We start from the raw sequence: 14,385 nt of genomic DNA, 5'->3' as shown, positions 1-14,385 counted from the left end.
GGAACGGGGGGCGGCGGAAACTCGCGGATCTGGTGCAGGATGGGGCCCGATGACCGCGGGGGCGGTCCCGGAGGGAGGCAGGGTGGACACCATGGACAACGGCGCCGTCGCCCGGTCGACCCTGTCCCGGATCGCCGCGGACGCCGACGTCTCCACCTCGACCGTGTCGAAGGTGCTGAACGGGCGGGCCGGCGTCTCCGAGGCGACCCGGGCCCGGGTCGAGGCCCTGCTGCAACAGCACGGCTACCAGCGCCGCGGCCTGCGCGACGCGGCGCCGCTGATCGAGCTCGTGTTCGCCCGGTTCTCGACCGTCTGGGCGCTGCAGATCCTGCGCGGCGTGCAGCAGGTGGCCCGGGAACGCGGGCTCGGCGTCGTGGTCACCGAGAGCGGTGATCATTCCGGCCCCGGCCCGGAATGGGTGGACGGGCTGATGCAGCGCAATCCGGCCGGCATCGTGCTGGTGCTGTCCGGCGTCTCGCGGTCCCAGCGGGACCAGCTGCGGGCCCGCGGAATCCCCTTCGTGGTGGTCGATCCCGCCGGCGACCCGGCCCCGGACGTCGCATCGGTCGGCTCGGCCAACTGGAACGGCGGTCTGCTCGCCACCCGGCATCTGCTGTCCCTCGGGCATCGCCGGATCGGCGTCGTCGCCGGACCGGCCGACACCATGTGCTCGCGGGCCCGGCTGTCCGGCTTCCGGGCCGCGATGGAGGAGGCCGGCGCCCCGGTCTGCGAGGAACTGATCGTCTTCGGCGACTTCGAACGCAACAGCGGCCTGGCCCGCGGCCGTGAACTGCTCGACCGGCCCGACCGGCCGACCGCGATCTTCGCCTGCAACGACCTGATGGCCCTCGGCGTGTACGAGGCCGCCCGGCTCGCCGGGCTCGCCGTACCGGAAGGGCTTTCGGTGATCGGCTACGACGACCTGAGCGTCGCCGAGTGGGCTGGGCCGCCGCTGACCACCATCCGGCAGCCGCTGGCCGAGATGGGCCGGCAGGCCGCCCAGCTGGTGCTCGACCTCGACGACACCGCCCCGGCGCCGCGGCTCGACCTGGCCATCGACCTGATCATCCGCGGCAGCACCGCTGAAGCTCCCTGAGCCTCAGCCGACCCTGACCCAGGTCTTCTCCGCGTCGGAGCGCAGCATGGCGTCGCAGATCTCGGCGGCCCGGACCCCGTCGGCGAAGGTCGGCAGACCCTGCGGCGCCTCGCCGGTGCCGGAGGTCTTCGCGTCGATCGCCGCGTACGAATCCGCGACGTAGTGCTCGAAGCACTGCGCGTAGCCCTCGGCATGACCGGCCGGCAGCCCGGCCAGCCGGCGCTGCTCCGGCGAACCCTGGTTGGGATCCCGGACCAGCAGGGTGGTCTCCGCGTCGGCGCCGATCCACAGCTGCTCGGCGTGCTCCTGATCGAAGACGGCGCTCTGCGTACCGCCGTCGACCTCGATCCAGAGCCGGTTCTTCCGGCCGGCGCTGAGCTGCGAGATCACCGCCGACCCCGCGATCCCCTTCTGGGTCCGGAACAAGATCAACGCGCTGTCCTCGGTGGTCACGTCGACCAGCTCGGCGGCGTCGCCCTCGACCGCACTGAACGAGGCCGCGGTCGCCGCCGGCCGCTTCGGGATGGTGATCGACGTGGTCGAGACCAGCTCGGCGATCCGGTCACCGGTGACCCACTCGGCCAGGTCGCACCAGTGCGAACCGATGTCGCCGAACGCCCGGGACGGCCCGCCGGCCACCGGGTCGACCCGCCAGCCGCTGGCCAGCGGATTGAGCATCCAGTCCTGCAGATAGCTGCCGTGGATCAGGTTCACCGCGCCGAACGCGTCGGACTGCACCCGGGCCCGCAGCTCGCGGGCCATCGGATGGAACCGGTACGCGAACGGAATGGTGTTGATCATGCCCGTCCGCTCCGCCGCGGCCGCCGCCTCGCGGGCCTCGTCCAGGCCGGTGCCGAGCGGCTTCTCGCACAGGACGTGCTTGCCGGCCTCCATCAGCTGGATCGAGTACGGGACGTGGGACGCGTTCGGCGTGCAGATGTGCACCGCCTCGACATCGGACGCGGCCACCTCGTCGATGCTGGCGTACGCGTGCTCGACGCCCCATTCGGCCGCGACCTCGCGGGACCGCTCCGGACTGGAGGCCATCACCCCGGCCACCTCGGCCCCCGCCAGCACCGCCGCCCGCCGATGCACCTCGCCGATCATGCCGGCACCCAGGATCGCTACTTTTCGCCTCGTCGCCATGCGGATCATCCTATTTTGCCGAGCCCCGACGCGTCTGCGGGGCGTTCATGATCACGGGACGCGAACCCACTCCCGGGGCCGGTCAGTTTTTCACGTTACGTGAAAAACTGTCGCTTCCCGCGAGATATAACTCGCGGGAAGCGACAAGAAGTGTGGGGAAGTGGGGTCAGCCGGCGAAGAAGGTCCGGATGTCGGTGGCGACGTCGGCCGGGCGTTCCATCGCGGCGAAGTGGCCGCCGCTCTCGTACCGGCTCCAGTGGGTGATCGCCGAGTTGTCCCGCTCGGCGAAGACCCGGATGGTCTGGAAGTCCGCGGCGAAGACGGCGACGCCGGTCCGGGAGTGGTTGATCTGCGGCTCGGCCTTGGCCCGGGCCTCCTCGTAGTAGAAGCGGGCGGCGGTCGCGCCGGTGTTGGTCAGCCAGTAGAGCGAGACCTGGGTCAGCAGCTGGTCCCGGGTGATCAGGCTGGTGCCGTTGCCGAAGGACTCGAAGAGTTCCGAGTACGCCAGCTGGGCGACCGGCGAATCGGCGAGGCCGGCCCCGATCGTCTGCGGCCGGGAGGCGTTCATCCCGTTGTAGCCGCCGACCGACTGGAACCACTGCATGTGCTCGAGCCCCGCGTAGTCGGCCGGCTCCAGCTTCTCGAACTCGGCCGGATCGCCGCTCGGGAAGGCGAACAGCTGCAGCACGTGCAGGCCGAGGAAGCCCTCCGGCTCGAGCAGGCCGAGCTCGCGGGCGACCATCGCGCCGGCGTCGCTGCCGTGCACGCCGTACCCGTCGTAGCCGAGGTCGCGCATCAGGGTGTCGAACGCCCGGGCCACCCGGGCCAGGGTCCAGCCGCCCTCGGCCAGCGGGGTGCTGAAGCCGAAGCCGGGAATGGACGGGACCACCACCGAGCAGGCGTCCTCGGCCTTGCCGCCGTGCGCCTCGGGGTCGACCAGCGGGCCGATCACGTCGAGAAAGTCGGCGAACGAACCGGGGTAGCTGTGCACCAGCAGCACCGGCGTCGCGCCTGCCACGGCGGACGGGACGTGCAGGTAGTGGATCGTCTGGCCGTCGATCTCGGTCAGGTACTGCGGGAACGCGTTCAGCCGCTCCTCCTGGGCCCGCCAGTCGAACTCGTCCTTCCAGTACGCGACGGTCTCGGCGAGGTAGCTGTTCGGGGTGCCGTAGTCCCAGCTGTCGCCGGGCGCGGGCTGCGGCAGCCGGGTCCGCGCCAGCCGATCCTTGAGGTCGTCGAGGTCGGTCTGCGGGATCTGGACGGTGAACGGGGTGTGGTTCGTCATGAGCACTACTATGGAGCCGAATCAGGCACGTTCCGTTCCTGTTTGAAGAACTCCGTTGAAGGAATTTCGATGGCAGACACGGCCGGCCGGCTGCTCGCCCTGCTCGGGCTGCTGCAGACCCGCCCGGACTGGACCGGACCCGAGCTGGCGCGGCGGCTCAAGGTCAGCGAACGTACGGTCCGCAACGACATCGCCCGGCTGCGCGCCCTCGACTATCCGGTGGACGCTTTGCGCGGTGCCGCGGGCCACTACCGGCTCGGTGCCGGCGGGAAGCTGCCGCCGCTGCTGCTCGACGACGCGGAGGCGGTCGCCGTCGCGCTCGGCCTGCGCGCCACCACGGGCGTCGGCGGCATCGAGGAGAGCAGCGCCCGGGCCCTGGCCAAGCTGGAGCAGGTGCTGCCGAACCGGCTGAAGCGGCGGGTCACCGCGATCCACCAGGCCACCAGCGAGGGACCGCGGAACACCGCGACCGCCGACCCCGAGGTCGAGGTCGATGCCGAGCTGCTGAGCACTCTGGCGGCGGCGATCCGGGACCGAGAACTGGCCCGCTTCGACTACCCCGGAGCCGGGCTGCCGGTCACCGTCGAGCCCTACCGGCTGGTCGCCTGGCAGGGCCGCTGGTATCTCGTCGGCCGCGAGTCGGACCGCTGGCGTACGTTCCGGGTGGACTGGATCGAGCCGCGGATGGCCACCGGCCGCCGGTTCACGCCGACCCCGCTGCCCGGCGGCGACTACACCGCCTTCGTGCTCCGCGACGTCGCCGCGACGGGCTGGAAGGTGCACGTCCGGATCACCGTACTCGCGCCGGCGACCGAGGTGCTGTCCAAGATCAATCCGGCCGTCGGGCTGGTCGAGGAGATCGATGATCATCGCTGCGTGCTGGTCACCGGCGCCGACAGCGTCGACACGGTCGCCGTCTACATCGGCATGCTCGGCCTGGACTTCCGCGTCACCGAGCCGCCCGAACTGGTAGCGGCGCTCCGTACCGTGGCCGAGCGTTACCTGCGGGCGATCGACGGCGATCCTCAGAGCCCGACCCGCTCCAGCGCGTCGTCGTAGAGTTCGCGGACCTCGGTCCGGTTGGTGCCGACCGTGTTCGCGTGGTCGAGGGCCTGTGCCATCTCGTCCCGTACGGCATCGAAGCGGGCCAGCCACTCCTCCTTGCGGTGCCGCCAGTAGCCGATGATCTCGAACCGGTCCGCGGACCAGCCGAGCTCGCCGCGGACGAACTTCCGGACGGTACGGGAAGCGCCGGCCTCACCGGCGAACCAGAGATAGCCCGGCCCGGCCGGCCGCTCGTACCCCCGCACGGCTTCGGGCAACCGACTCTCGGTCAGCCCGTGCCCGGACCTGTGCAGCCATTGGTACGTGACGTCGCCGCGGGTCTCGAAGCGCTGCTCGTCGGCCGGATCGATCACCTCGATGATCGCGTGCACCCGGTCGCCCGGGGTCAGCTCCTCGATGATCCGGCCGGCCGCCGGCAGCCCGGTGAGATCGGCGACCAGCAGCTGCCACCCGGCATCCACCGGCGGCGCGTACCACCCGTCGGCCATCGTCAGCCCGACCTCGTCGCCGGGCGCCGCCCGGAGCGCCCACTGGGCCGCAACCCCGCCCTCGTGGACCACGAAGTCGATGATCATCTCTGGCGCCGCCGGGTCCCAGCGGCGCACCGTGTAACTCCTGAACTGCGGCCGGGTCGCCTCGTCCGGGTAGCTCCAGATCCCGTTGATCAAGGTCGGCTGCGGCGGCCGGGCCTGCCCGGGCAACGGGAAGATCACCGACACCCGTTCGTCGGCCTGGCCGCTGCTGACGAACCGGCGAAGATCAGCTCCGCCGAACCGGATCCTGATCATGCTCGGGGTCAGCCGCTCGGCGCTCAGCACGGACGCCGTGTAGTAGTCGGCAAATCTGCTCACGCGACTTAGGTTAACCTAAGTCGCTCACTGATGGCGATCGTACTGCAGCACCACGGCGCCGGTATCGGTGCTGGTGACGTCGGTCAGGGTCCACGAGGTCGACGGGAAGCCGTCCTCGAACAGCCGGACGCCGCCACCGGACAGCTCGGGCGCGAGCATGACGATCAGCCGGTCGATCTCGTCCGCGGCGAGCAGAGCCCGGATCAGGCTCAGGCTGTTGTTGATCACGATGTCGCCGCCCGGCTGATCGCGCAGCTCGCGGATGATCTTGGCCGGATCGCCGTTGACCATCCGGGCGTTGTTCCAGTCCGTCTCGGTCTGGGTGGTGGAGAAGATCACCTTGTCCACCCGCTCGATCCACTGGCCGTACGCGCGGTCGCGGGGATCGGCGTTCTCGTCCCGGCCGACCGGCACCCAGTAGCCGCGGAAGCCCTCGGCGTTGACCCGGCCCAGCACGGCGGTGGTGCCGTTGACGATCCGGGTCAGGATGTCGCGGGCCTGTTCGCTGACCGCGTGCTTGGCGACCCAGCTCATGTCGGCCGGCCCGCCGGGTCCGGTCACGTACCCGTCGATCGAGATCGTGACGTTGGCCAGGACGGTCCGGGTGGTCTGCTGCTCGGTCATGTCGGTGTTCCTCTCGGTTTCGCTGCGGGGTTCGCAGTGGTTCGATCCTGTCCGGGAGGGGTGGGCCGCTACATCTGCCAGGTGGCCGATCTTCCCGCGGCGGGTGGCAGACTCGACGACCATGGTGACCGACTCTCCGGCAGGCTCAGGACGCCGACTGCCCGGCGAGCTCTCGTCGTTCGTCGGGCGTGCGGCCGAAGCCGAGGCGGTCGCCCAGGCCCTGGCCGGCAGCCGGTTGCTCAGCCTGGTCGGGCCCGGCGGCTGCGGCAAGACCCGGCTGGCGATCCGGGTCGCCCGAACGGCCGGCCCGGCCGACGTGGTCTGGGTCGACCTGTCCGAGGAGGCGCGGGACGAGCAGGTGGTGGCGCGCGTCGCGGAGGCCGTCGCGGCGCCGATCCCGGGTTCCGATCCGACGGCGGTGGCCGCCGCCTTGGCGGACCGGCCGACCTTGATGGTGATCGACAACTGCGAGCAGGTACGGGCCGGAGTGGCCGCGTTCGCCGAGACCGCGCTGCGGCATCACCCCGGGCTGACCGTACTGGCCACTAGCCGGGAGCCGCTCGGCGTGACCGGAGAGCGGGTCTGGCGGCTGGCGCCGATGATCTTGGACGAGGCGATCGCCCTGTTCCTGGACCGGGCCGACGCCGACCCGGAGGACCCTGCAGCCAGGGCGGCCGGGCGCCGGATCTGTGACCGGCTGGACCGCCTGCCGCTGGCCCTCGAACTGGCCGCCGCCTGGTCCGGAACCCTTTCGCTGCAAGAGATCGCCGACTTGTTGATCAAGGAGCCGGGCCACCCGCTGCTGGACGGCGGCGGGCGGGCGGCGCCGTTCCGGCAGCGGACGCTGGCCGACTCGTTCGACTGGAGTCACCGGCTGCTGACCGAGGACGAGCGGGTGCTGCTCCGGCACCTGGCGCCGTTCCAGCAGTTCGGCGTCGAGACCGTACGGGCGCTGGCGGAGGGCGCCGGCCGGACCGCGGAAGCTCAACTCCGGGCGCTGCGCGGCTTGATCGACAAGTCTCTGGTGGTCTGCGACCCGACCGGACCGCGGGCCCGACACCATCTGCTGACGATCATCGGCGAGTACGCGCTGGCCCGGCTCCGCGAGGCCGGCGAGGAGGACCAGCTGCGCCACCGGCACGCGCGGATCGTGGCCGATCAGCTCGCCGGACTGGCGCCGCTGTTGAACACCGACAAGGACTCCTGGCGCGAGCGGGTCCGGGACCTGCGGGCCGACCTGATCGCGGCCGCGGAATGGTGCCTCGCCGGCCGAACGCGCGCTGAGCCTGTCGAAGTGCCAAGCCAGACCGGGCCTTGCCCCTCGACAGGCTCAGCGGACGTGAGCCAGTTGGGCCGGCGACTCTGCGCCGACGCCGCCTGGTGGTGGCACCTCACCGGAGACCGGACCGGATTGCGACTGCTGCAGCGCGCCGCCGAGCTGGACCCGGGTACCGACGACGCCTTGCAGGCCAGAGTTCTGGTCGGTCTCGCGTTGGTCGGGGACGTGGTCGATCCGTCCGTCGGCTATCCGTCCGCCGAGCGTGCGCTGGCCCTGGCCGAGACCACCGGCGACCAGGCCACGATCGGGTTGGCGCGGCAGTTGATCGCGATCGGACTGATCGGGTCCGACCTGACCGGGGCCCGCGAGCTGGCGCAGGTCGGGCATCGAGAGGGCGCCCGCACCGGCGACCTCTTCGCACGGGACGCCGGCGGGGTGCTGGTCGGCCTGGTGCACTCACTGCTGGACCAGCACCGGGAGGCGATCGACTGGCTGGGCCGTTCCGTCACCGGCCTGGTCGACCGCGGCGACCGCGGGATCGCCGGCACCGGTCTGTGCGCCCTGGCCCTGAGCCAGGCGGCCGTCGGCGACCTGGCCGCGGCCGAACAGGCGGCCCGCCGAGCCCGGGCGGTGACCGAACCGCTGCGCGACTTCGCCCGGGTCGGCGTCGCCACCTGGGGCCTGGCCCGGATCCTCGCCCTGCGCGGTGACCTGACCGGGGGCGAGTCGCTGCTGGACGAGCTGCAGCGGCTGATCGACCGGGCCGACGAGGAGCCGTACCTGCCCGGCTGGTACGCAACGCGGGCCCGGATCGCCTTGTGGAGCAGCGATCCCGCGACGGCGACCGGCTGGTGCGAACGGGAGCGGTACGCCGCGACACCCGACCTGTTGATCATGCAGGCCGCCGCCCGCCGGACTGCCGGTGATCTTGACGGCGCGGCCGCGATGCTGGACCGGGCGCAGGACTCGCCCATCCTCGCGGCGATGCCGGCGATCCGGGCGGAGTTGATCTTCGAACGGGCTCGGCTGCAGGAGACGCGGGATCCGGTCGGAGCGGCGGCGGCGCACCGGGATGCGCTCCGGCTCCGGTCCGAGCACGGCCTGCTGCTCGGCCAGGTCGACAGCCTGGAGGCGCTGGCCGCGTTGGCCGGAACGCCGGACCGTGCCGCGATCCTGTACGGCGCCGCGGACCGGGCCCGTACCGGCACCGGCTATCGGGCCGGACGTCCGGAGTTGCCGCGGGGCGAGGAGTACGCCGTCGGGCTGGACCGGGGCCGCGCCCTGACCCTGGCGCAGGCGGTCGAGCGCGCGCTCCCGGTCCGCTCGGCCGACCGCACGGGCTCCGGCTGGGCCAGCCTGACTCCGGCCGAGCGGGCGGTGGTCGAACTCGCCGTCCGCGGGTTGTCCAATCCCGAGATCGCTGCGGAGCTGTTCATCGGGCGCGGCACGGTGAAGACCCACCTCGCGCACGTGTACGCCAAGCTGGGAGTCGCCAACCGGACCGAGCTGGCCCGCAGCGCGACCGAGTCCGGCGCCTCGCCTGCCTCTTGATCAACAGCGATCAGGGCTTGGGCGGCCGTTGCCCGCGGACGGTGGCCACGCACTGGTCGTACAACTGATCGAGCGGCACCGAGTCGTCCTCGATCCAGGCGTCCAGCGCCGCGTCGAAGCAGGCGAACGAGGTCGCGATGACGGCCCGCGGCCGCGGATCTGCGGGCCGGTCGCCCAGGCCCATCCGTTCCGCGATCAGCGGCAGCAGGTCGGCCTGCCAGCGGAGCCGCTTCTCGAGGTAGCGGGCCCGGAGCGTCGGGATGGTCAAGATCAACCGGAACCGGTCGCGGAAGTGCTCCGGGGCGTCGTGCGCGGCCAGGACGGCGACGATGCCGGCTCGCAGCGCGGCCCAGCTGGACGCCCTGGCGGGCTGCTCCGCCACGGTCTGGCGCAGCACGTCGCCGAACACCTCCTGATCACCGCCGATCAGGTCCTCCTTGGTTCCGAAGTAGCGGAAGAGGGTCCGTTGCGACACCCCGGCCTCCAGCGCCACCTGGGCGATCGTCGTCGCCTCGAAGCCCTGGTCGGTGAACAGGCGCATCGCCGCGTCCATGATCGACTGCCGGGCCAGCCGTCGGGAGCGGTCCCACAGCGTCGGCGGAGCCTCCTCGGTAGATCTCGTCACGAGGACACCATAGGCGACCAGTGCCGAATTGGCAGCTCCACGCAGTTTGGCAGTTACTGCCAAGTTGGCCTATGCTGCCAGACATGAACGAGATCTGGATCCTGGGTGCGACCGGCCGCATCGGACGCAGCATCGCCGCCGGCCTGGTGGAGCGGCACCGCTCGGTGGTGCTGGTCGGACGGGACGAGACGAGGCTGCGCGCTCTGGCCCGCGAGCTCGGCGACGCACCCACGGTGCTGGCCGAGAGCTCGCTGGACGGCGTCGCCCGGCGCATCACCGAGCGGGCCCCCGCCGTCGTCGTGAACACGGTCGGCCCGTTCGGCACGACGGGTCCCTTGATCGCCGACAGTTGTCCGGCAGGGACGCACTACCTCGACCTGGCCAACGAACTGCCCGCCGTCACCGGGATGTTGGACCGTCACGACGCCGCCGTCGCGAGCGGCCGTTGCCTGGTCACCGGCGCCGGCTTCGGCGTCCTCGGTACGGAGAGCGCGACCCTGCGGGCCTGCGCCGACCGGCCAACTCCGGTCCGGGTCCGCGTCGATGCCCTCGCCGACTACCGCGGCAGCGGCACGGTCGGCGCGGTGCTGGCCGAGACCATGATCGACGTCTTCGCCAGTGGCGGCTTCAGCTACCGGTCGGGCCGGCTGACCCCGGACCGGCTCGGCGCCGGCGCCGAGCAGCTCGCCCTGCCCGACGGGCGGACGGCCACCACCGCCGCGGCACCGTCCGGCGAACTGATCGCCGCCCAGCGCGGCAGTGGTGCACCCGACGTCGTCGCCGCCTCCAAGGAGATCCCGACCGGACGGCTGGCCGGCCTCGCCCTGCCGATCGTCGGCGCCCTGCTCAGGATTCCTCCGCTGCGGCGCGGCGCGATCCGGCTGCTCGCCGGGGTCACGATCAAGGAGGACGCCGCCGCCGGCGACCCGACCACCTGGGCTCGCGCCCGAGTCGAGTGGGACGACGGTTCGAACCGGGTGGTCTGGTTGCGCGCCGACGACGGGATGGACTTCACCGCCGCGATTGCCACCGAGGTCGCGGACCGGCTGGTGACCGGGGCCGGCCGACCGGGCGCCTACACGCCGGGCGCGCTCTTCGGTCCCGGCCTTGCCGAACAGGCCGGCGGCACGTTCCTGATCGAGGACCGGGTCGGTTGATCATGGTCCTGGTCAGCCGGCGACCCCGGACGGTGCGGCGGCGCGGGTGAGATCGACGGTCACCGGCGGCTCCCCGTACGGGGACAACTGGGTCACGGTGCCGGTCGGCCACAGCCGGGTGTCGCCCCGGAATCGCTGCTCCAGCTCGGTTTCCGCGCCCTCGTCGCCGGCGTCGGCCTTGATCGACAACGCCGCGATCCGATCCGTCTCCTCGTCCGAGACGCCGGTACCGACCTCGTCCCAGAGCAGCAGCTCGTTGCCGTAGCGGTGATTGACCTCGAGGAACACATACCTCTTGATGAACGGCGGGCCGACGTGCTCGGAGCCCGGGAAGACCCCGTACCGCTCGGGATCCAGCCGGCCCTGGCGGTAGCCGGTCCAGACCTCCGCGGCCGTCGGGAACGGCGCTCCCTCGCCGACGGCAAGATCGAACACGTCGAACGGATGATCTTGCTGCTGCAGTTCGGGGTCGGATCGTTGCCAACGGCTGCCCTGCCACCATTCGACGACGACGTGATCACTGTGGAAGCCGGGGCCGAAGTAGCCGGCGAACCCGACCCGGGTCCGGGCCGGAATCCCCTGCTCGCGGAGCGCAGCGACCGTGAACAGCGAATGGTCACGGCAGCAGCCCGGAACCCGGTCGCCCGGCGGACGCGGGGCCAGTAGGGATCCCGGGTGCCGCTGCTGATCAAGCTCGAGGATCACCGAGACCCAACGAGCGTTGACCTCGTGCTTCCGATCCTCGCGGAGCAGGTTGGACTCGGCCCGGTAGTGCAGGATCAGGTTGCCGGCGGTGCGGCAGACTTCCTCGATGCCGACCGGCTCGCGGAGCAGCGCGGCGTGCCGGCCGGGATCGGTGTAGGCCGTGTGAGCGGCGAAGCGGTGTGGAGTGGTCATGATCCGAGCCTGCGCCCTGACACCGTGTCAGAGTCCAGCCCGGGCCGGCGGTCCGGCCGCGAGCTCGATGATCACCGGCGGTTCACCGTACGGGGACAACTGGGTCACCGTGTCGGGCGGCCGCAATCGCGGGTCGGTCCGGAACCACTGCTCCAACTCGGCCTCCGCCGCCTCGTCTCCGGCGTCCGCCTTGATCAACAGCGCCGCCAGCCGGTCCGCGTCCTCGTCGGTGATGCCGGCGCCGAGCTCGTCCCAGAGCAGCAGTTCGTCGCCGTACCGGTGGTGGACCTCCATGATCACGTAGAACCTGATGAAGGTCGGGCCGATCAGCTCGGGAACACCGGCGACGCCGTACCGCTGCGGGTCGAGCCGCCCGGCCCGGTAGCCGACCCAGACCTCGGCGGCGGTCTCGAACGCCGCCCCTTCGCCGGTCGCCAAGTCGTGCACGTCGATCTCCCGCGTCCCCGGCACCAGCTCCGGATCGGCCCGCTGCCAGCGCTCCCCGTTCCACCAGTCGAGGACGACATGATCACCATGGAAGTCCGGATCGAAGTAGCTGGTGAACCCGACCCTGGTCCGGGCCGGGATCCCCTGCTCCCGCAGCATCGCCACGGCGAGCAGCGCATGATCACGACAGCAGCCGGCCACCCGGTCGCCGGGCGGTCGCGGCTCCAGCACCGGCTCCGGGTGCCGCTCCTGATCAAGCTCGAGGATCGCCGAGACCCAGCGCGCGTTGATCTCGTCCCGCCGGTCGTCCGGCATCAGGTCCGCCTCGGCCCGGTAGTGCAGCACCAGATTGCGTACCGCGGCTCCGATCCGGTCCAGGCCGACCGGCTCCCGGAGCAACGCGGCATGGCGGCCGGGATCGGAGTAGGGCGAGTGGGTGGCGAAGCGTTCCCGAGCGGTCATGGCACGATCTCACGCCCACCACCCCCGAAATGTCCAGAAATTTCGGCCCGTGCTGGACGGTCCTCGGGACGGCCGGTGGTGTCACCCGGCCGCTGTCGTACGTTCCCGTAGAGTTGACCGGAAGTTCACGAGCGAAGGGCAATTTCGATGGCTGACACGACGGTGATCACGTTCGGCACATTCGACGTGTTCCACGTCGGGCACGTCCGGGTCCTCAACCGGGCGGCCGAGTTCGGCGACCGGCTGTTGGTCGGCGTCTCCTCCGACCAGCTCAACCTGGCCAAGAAGGGCCGGCGTCCGGTGTTCACCCAGGACGAGCGGATGGAGATCCTGACCAACATCAAGGTGGTCGACGGCGTGTTCCTCGAGGAGAGCCTCGAGCTGAAGCGGCAGTACGTCGAGGAACACCAGGCCGACATCCTCGTCATGGGCGACGACTGGGCCGGCAAGTTCGACTACCTGAACGACATCTGCAAGGTCGTCTACCTGCCCCGCACCCCGTCCGTCTCGACCACCGCGATCATCGAGCACATCACCACCATCGCCTGACCTGCGGTTGTCCCCAGGGCCCTGTGCACAACGTGTGGACGAGGGTACGGAAACGGTGGGTATCCGGCCGGTAACTGTGGATCGACCGGTGGACGAAGAATTGCTCAGAATACTTTCACCGAAGGGCTTGCGGACCCCTGGCACCGGGTGTAGAACTTACTCACCGGACGCCGCAAGGCAACCGGGATCGGACGAAGGAAGGTCCATACGGAGGGTTTCGGCCCACCGCGTCGGTCGTGACGGACCGCGGGACCGGAGAGCATCCGATGGTCAGGCAGCGTCACCCGCCAGACCACACCAGTAGGGCCCGTCCAACTCATACTTGGACGGGCCCTACACCCATTTTCCCACAGTTCACCCGTCGAGTCGACCCTTCCAAACCGGAGCTGACTAGGAACGGGACAGCCAAAGGCGCCGACCCGGCAGCGTTCTCCGGATCGGTCCCGACCAGGCCGTCATCCTCGCCGGGCCAGCAACCGTGACTCAGCCAGCTCCAGGTGCAGGTCTATTTCCCTGGGTCCGAAGTGGCTGATCGACCAATCCACCAGTCGAAGGCCCCAATGAGCCCAGTACGCCCGCAGCGTGTCCGGCTCGATCAGGTCCTCAAGAATCTCGTCCAACCGGGCAAGGACGACGGGGTCCGGCGCCTCCCACTGGAGGATGTAGCGCATCTTCACCAGCCCGAAGTGACGATCCCCCCGAGCCGTACTCAGGTCCCAATCGATGACACCGGTCAAAGTGCCGTCATCGTCGAACAGGACGTTGGTGTGATTGAGGTCGGCATGCACAAGATCAGTCCCGTGCATCTCAACCTCGCCGACCTCACGCACGCAGTCCAGCAACCGGCGACTTCGGGCACTGTGCGTCTCCAGGGGGCCGCAGCCCCGCTCATGGCGAAGCAGCAGCATGGGCACGGGCACATCGGAGCGATCGGCAAGCAGGTCGGCAAACTGCTCGTTCACCTCGATCATCGTCTCCAGCTTGGCCACGTCCAGACGCTTCACTTCGCCCGGCACCCGTTCCTGCACGATGACCCGGCGCTCGGCCAGCGGCACCACCAGCTGATACTCAGGCACCGCGATTCCGCGTGATCGCGCCAAGATCATCAGGTCGGCCTGCTGTTGCAGCGCTGCCAGTGGGGCGACCGACGGTGTCACAACACCCTGTCGACCATCCGGCCACTGCACGAACACCGCGCCGCCGGTCCCGCCTTGAGCCGCGATGCCTCGCAGCACAAGATCGGCGCCCGTCGCCGCGTTGACCTCATCAACCAGAGCCACCGCATCAGCTTCAGCCAGCATGAACCTCTTCCTACCGCACGGCACCGACAGCCGGAGCTGACCAGGAACGG

At 70.7% G+C, this 14,385-nt stretch carries 13 protein-coding genes; 5 read left to right on the top strand and 8 right to left on the bottom strand.

Annotated features, from left to right (window positions below; translation table 11 throughout):
- Window positions 1-91 precede the first annotated feature (91 nt).
- On the top strand, window positions 92-1,096 hold the full coding sequence (locus tag ACFQU4_RS33780; protein WP_377501011.1) for a LacI family DNA-binding transcriptional regulator: 1,005 nt from the start codon (window positions 92-94) through the stop codon (window positions 1,094-1,096).
- A 3-nt stretch (window positions 1,097-1,099) separates the two neighbouring features.
- Here ACFQU4_RS33780 and ACFQU4_RS33775 read toward each other — a convergent pair whose 3' ends face one another.
- The gene (locus tag ACFQU4_RS33775; RefSeq protein WP_377500742.1) at window positions 1,100-2,242 is read right to left on the bottom strand and encodes a Gfo/Idh/MocA family protein; all 1,143 of its coding nucleotides are present in this window, start codon (window positions 2,240-2,242) and stop codon (window positions 1,100-1,102) included.
- Between the two features lie 166 nt (window positions 2,243-2,408).
- Window positions 2,409-3,527 carry an epoxide hydrolase family protein gene (locus tag ACFQU4_RS33770; RefSeq protein WP_377500740.1) on the bottom strand — a complete coding sequence of 373 codons (1,119 nt, stop codon included), beginning with the start codon at window positions 3,525-3,527 and terminating at the stop codon, window positions 2,409-2,411.
- A gap of 69 nt (window positions 3,528-3,596) precedes the next feature.
- Here ACFQU4_RS33770 and ACFQU4_RS33765 point away from each other — a divergent pair, with 69 nt between their 5' ends.
- Window positions 3,597-4,586: a helix-turn-helix transcriptional regulator gene (locus ACFQU4_RS33765; protein WP_377500738.1), complete on the top strand. Its 990-nt coding sequence runs from the start codon at window positions 3,597-3,599 to the stop codon at window positions 4,584-4,586.
- On the opposite strand, the gene ACFQU4_RS33760 is transcribed toward ACFQU4_RS33765, so the two are convergent.
- Together ACFQU4_RS33760 and ACFQU4_RS33755 are read right to left on the bottom strand one after the other, a co-directional pair.
- Window positions 4,553-5,443, bottom strand: a complete 891-nt coding sequence (locus ACFQU4_RS33760) for a siderophore-interacting protein (protein WP_377500735.1) — start codon at window positions 5,441-5,443, stop codon at window positions 4,553-4,555. The two genes, ACFQU4_RS33765 and ACFQU4_RS33760, sit on opposite strands and share 34 nt — an antisense overlap.
- A 24-nt stretch (window positions 5,444-5,467) precedes the next feature.
- Window positions 5,468-6,067 (bottom strand): dihydrofolate reductase family protein, encoded by a 600-nt coding sequence (locus tag ACFQU4_RS33755; protein WP_377500732.1) that lies wholly within the window; start codon window positions 6,065-6,067, stop codon window positions 5,468-5,470.
- A gap of 121 nt (window positions 6,068-6,188) precedes the next feature.
- Between ACFQU4_RS33755 and ACFQU4_RS33750 the strand changes: the two genes are divergently transcribed.
- The gene (locus ACFQU4_RS33750; RefSeq protein WP_377500729.1) at window positions 6,189-8,897 is read left to right on the top strand and encodes a LuxR C-terminal-related transcriptional regulator; all 2,709 of its coding nucleotides are present in this window, start codon (window positions 6,189-6,191) and stop codon (window positions 8,895-8,897) included.
- 10 nt (window positions 8,898-8,907) lie between these two features.
- On the opposite strand, the gene ACFQU4_RS33745 is transcribed toward ACFQU4_RS33750, so the two are convergent.
- Window positions 8,908-9,522: a TetR/AcrR family transcriptional regulator gene (locus tag ACFQU4_RS33745; RefSeq protein ID WP_377500727.1), complete on the bottom strand. Its 615-nt coding sequence runs from the start codon at window positions 9,520-9,522 to the stop codon at window positions 8,908-8,910.
- 83 nt (window positions 9,523-9,605) lie between these two features.
- On the opposite strand from ACFQU4_RS33745, the gene ACFQU4_RS33740 reads away from it, so the two are divergent.
- Complete coding sequence (locus ACFQU4_RS33740) at window positions 9,606-10,679, top strand: hypothetical protein (RefSeq protein ID WP_377500725.1); 1,074 nt, start codon at window positions 9,606-9,608, stop codon at window positions 10,677-10,679.
- Window positions 10,680-10,691: 12 nt separating this feature from the next.
- Here the strand turns inward: ACFQU4_RS33740 and ACFQU4_RS33735 are convergent, their stop codons facing one another.
- Window positions 10,692-11,576: a transglutaminase-like domain-containing protein gene (locus ACFQU4_RS33735; protein ID WP_377500723.1), complete on the bottom strand. Its 885-nt coding sequence runs from the start codon at window positions 11,574-11,576 to the stop codon at window positions 10,692-10,694.
- Window positions 11,577-11,603: 27 nt separating this feature from the next.
- Window positions 11,604-12,485 (bottom strand): transglutaminase-like domain-containing protein, encoded by an 882-nt coding sequence (locus ACFQU4_RS33730; protein WP_377500721.1) that lies wholly within the window; start codon window positions 12,483-12,485, stop codon window positions 11,604-11,606.
- Window positions 12,486-12,632: 147 nt separating this feature from the next.
- Between ACFQU4_RS33730 and ACFQU4_RS33725 the strand changes: the two genes are divergently transcribed.
- Window positions 12,633-13,034 (top strand): adenylyltransferase/cytidyltransferase family protein, encoded by a 402-nt coding sequence (locus ACFQU4_RS33725; RefSeq protein ID WP_377500719.1) that lies wholly within the window; start codon window positions 12,633-12,635, stop codon window positions 13,032-13,034.
- 455 nt (window positions 13,035-13,489) lie between these two features.
- Here the strand turns inward: ACFQU4_RS33725 and ACFQU4_RS33720 are convergent, their stop codons facing one another.
- Window positions 13,490-14,335 carry a phosphotransferase gene (locus ACFQU4_RS33720; protein ID WP_377500717.1) on the bottom strand — a complete coding sequence of 282 codons (846 nt, stop codon included), beginning with the start codon at window positions 14,333-14,335 and terminating at the stop codon, window positions 13,490-13,492.
- Window positions 14,336-14,385 lie beyond the last annotated feature (50 nt).

The organism is Microlunatus sp. GCM10028923, assembly GCF_042666975.1.
Classification (GTDB): Bacteria; Actinomycetota; Actinomycetes; order Propionibacteriales; family Propionibacteriaceae; genus Microlunatus.
This window is presented reverse-complemented; position numbering and strand designations above follow the sequence as displayed.

Bases quoted from the DNA above. Each gene is read 5' to 3' on its own strand.
- ACFQU4_RS33780 (WP_377501011.1), top strand. From the start codon at position 92: ATGGACAACGGCGCCGTCGCCCGGTCGACCCTGTCCCGGATCGCCGCG.
- ACFQU4_RS33775 (WP_377500742.1), bottom strand. From the start codon at position 2,242: ATGGCGACGAGGCGAAAAGTAGCGATCCTGGGTGCCGGCATGATCGGC.
- ACFQU4_RS33770 (WP_377500740.1), bottom strand. From the start codon at position 3,527: ATGACGAACCACACCCCGTTCACCGTCCAGATCCCGCAGACCGACCTC.
- ACFQU4_RS33765 (WP_377500738.1), top strand. From the start codon at position 3,597: ATGGCAGACACGGCCGGCCGGCTGCTCGCCCTGCTCGGGCTGCTGCAG.
- ACFQU4_RS33755 (WP_377500732.1), bottom strand. From the start codon at position 6,067: ATGACCGAGCAGCAGACCACCCGGACCGTCCTGGCCAACGTCACGATC.
- ACFQU4_RS33750 (WP_377500729.1), top strand. From the start codon at position 6,189: ATGGTGACCGACTCTCCGGCAGGCTCAGGACGCCGACTGCCCGGCGAG.
- ACFQU4_RS33740 (WP_377500725.1), top strand. From the start codon at position 9,606: ATGAACGAGATCTGGATCCTGGGTGCGACCGGCCGCATCGGACGCAGC.
- ACFQU4_RS33735 (WP_377500723.1), bottom strand. From the start codon at position 11,576: ATGACCACTCCACACCGCTTCGCCGCTCACACGGCCTACACCGATCCC.
- ACFQU4_RS33730 (WP_377500721.1), bottom strand. From the start codon at position 12,485: ATGACCGCTCGGGAACGCTTCGCCACCCACTCGCCCTACTCCGATCCC.
- ACFQU4_RS33725 (WP_377500719.1), top strand. From the start codon at position 12,633: ATGGCTGACACGACGGTGATCACGTTCGGCACATTCGACGTGTTCCAC.
- ACFQU4_RS33720 (WP_377500717.1), bottom strand. From the start codon at position 14,335: ATGCTGGCTGAAGCTGATGCGGTGGCTCTGGTTGATGAGGTCAACGCG.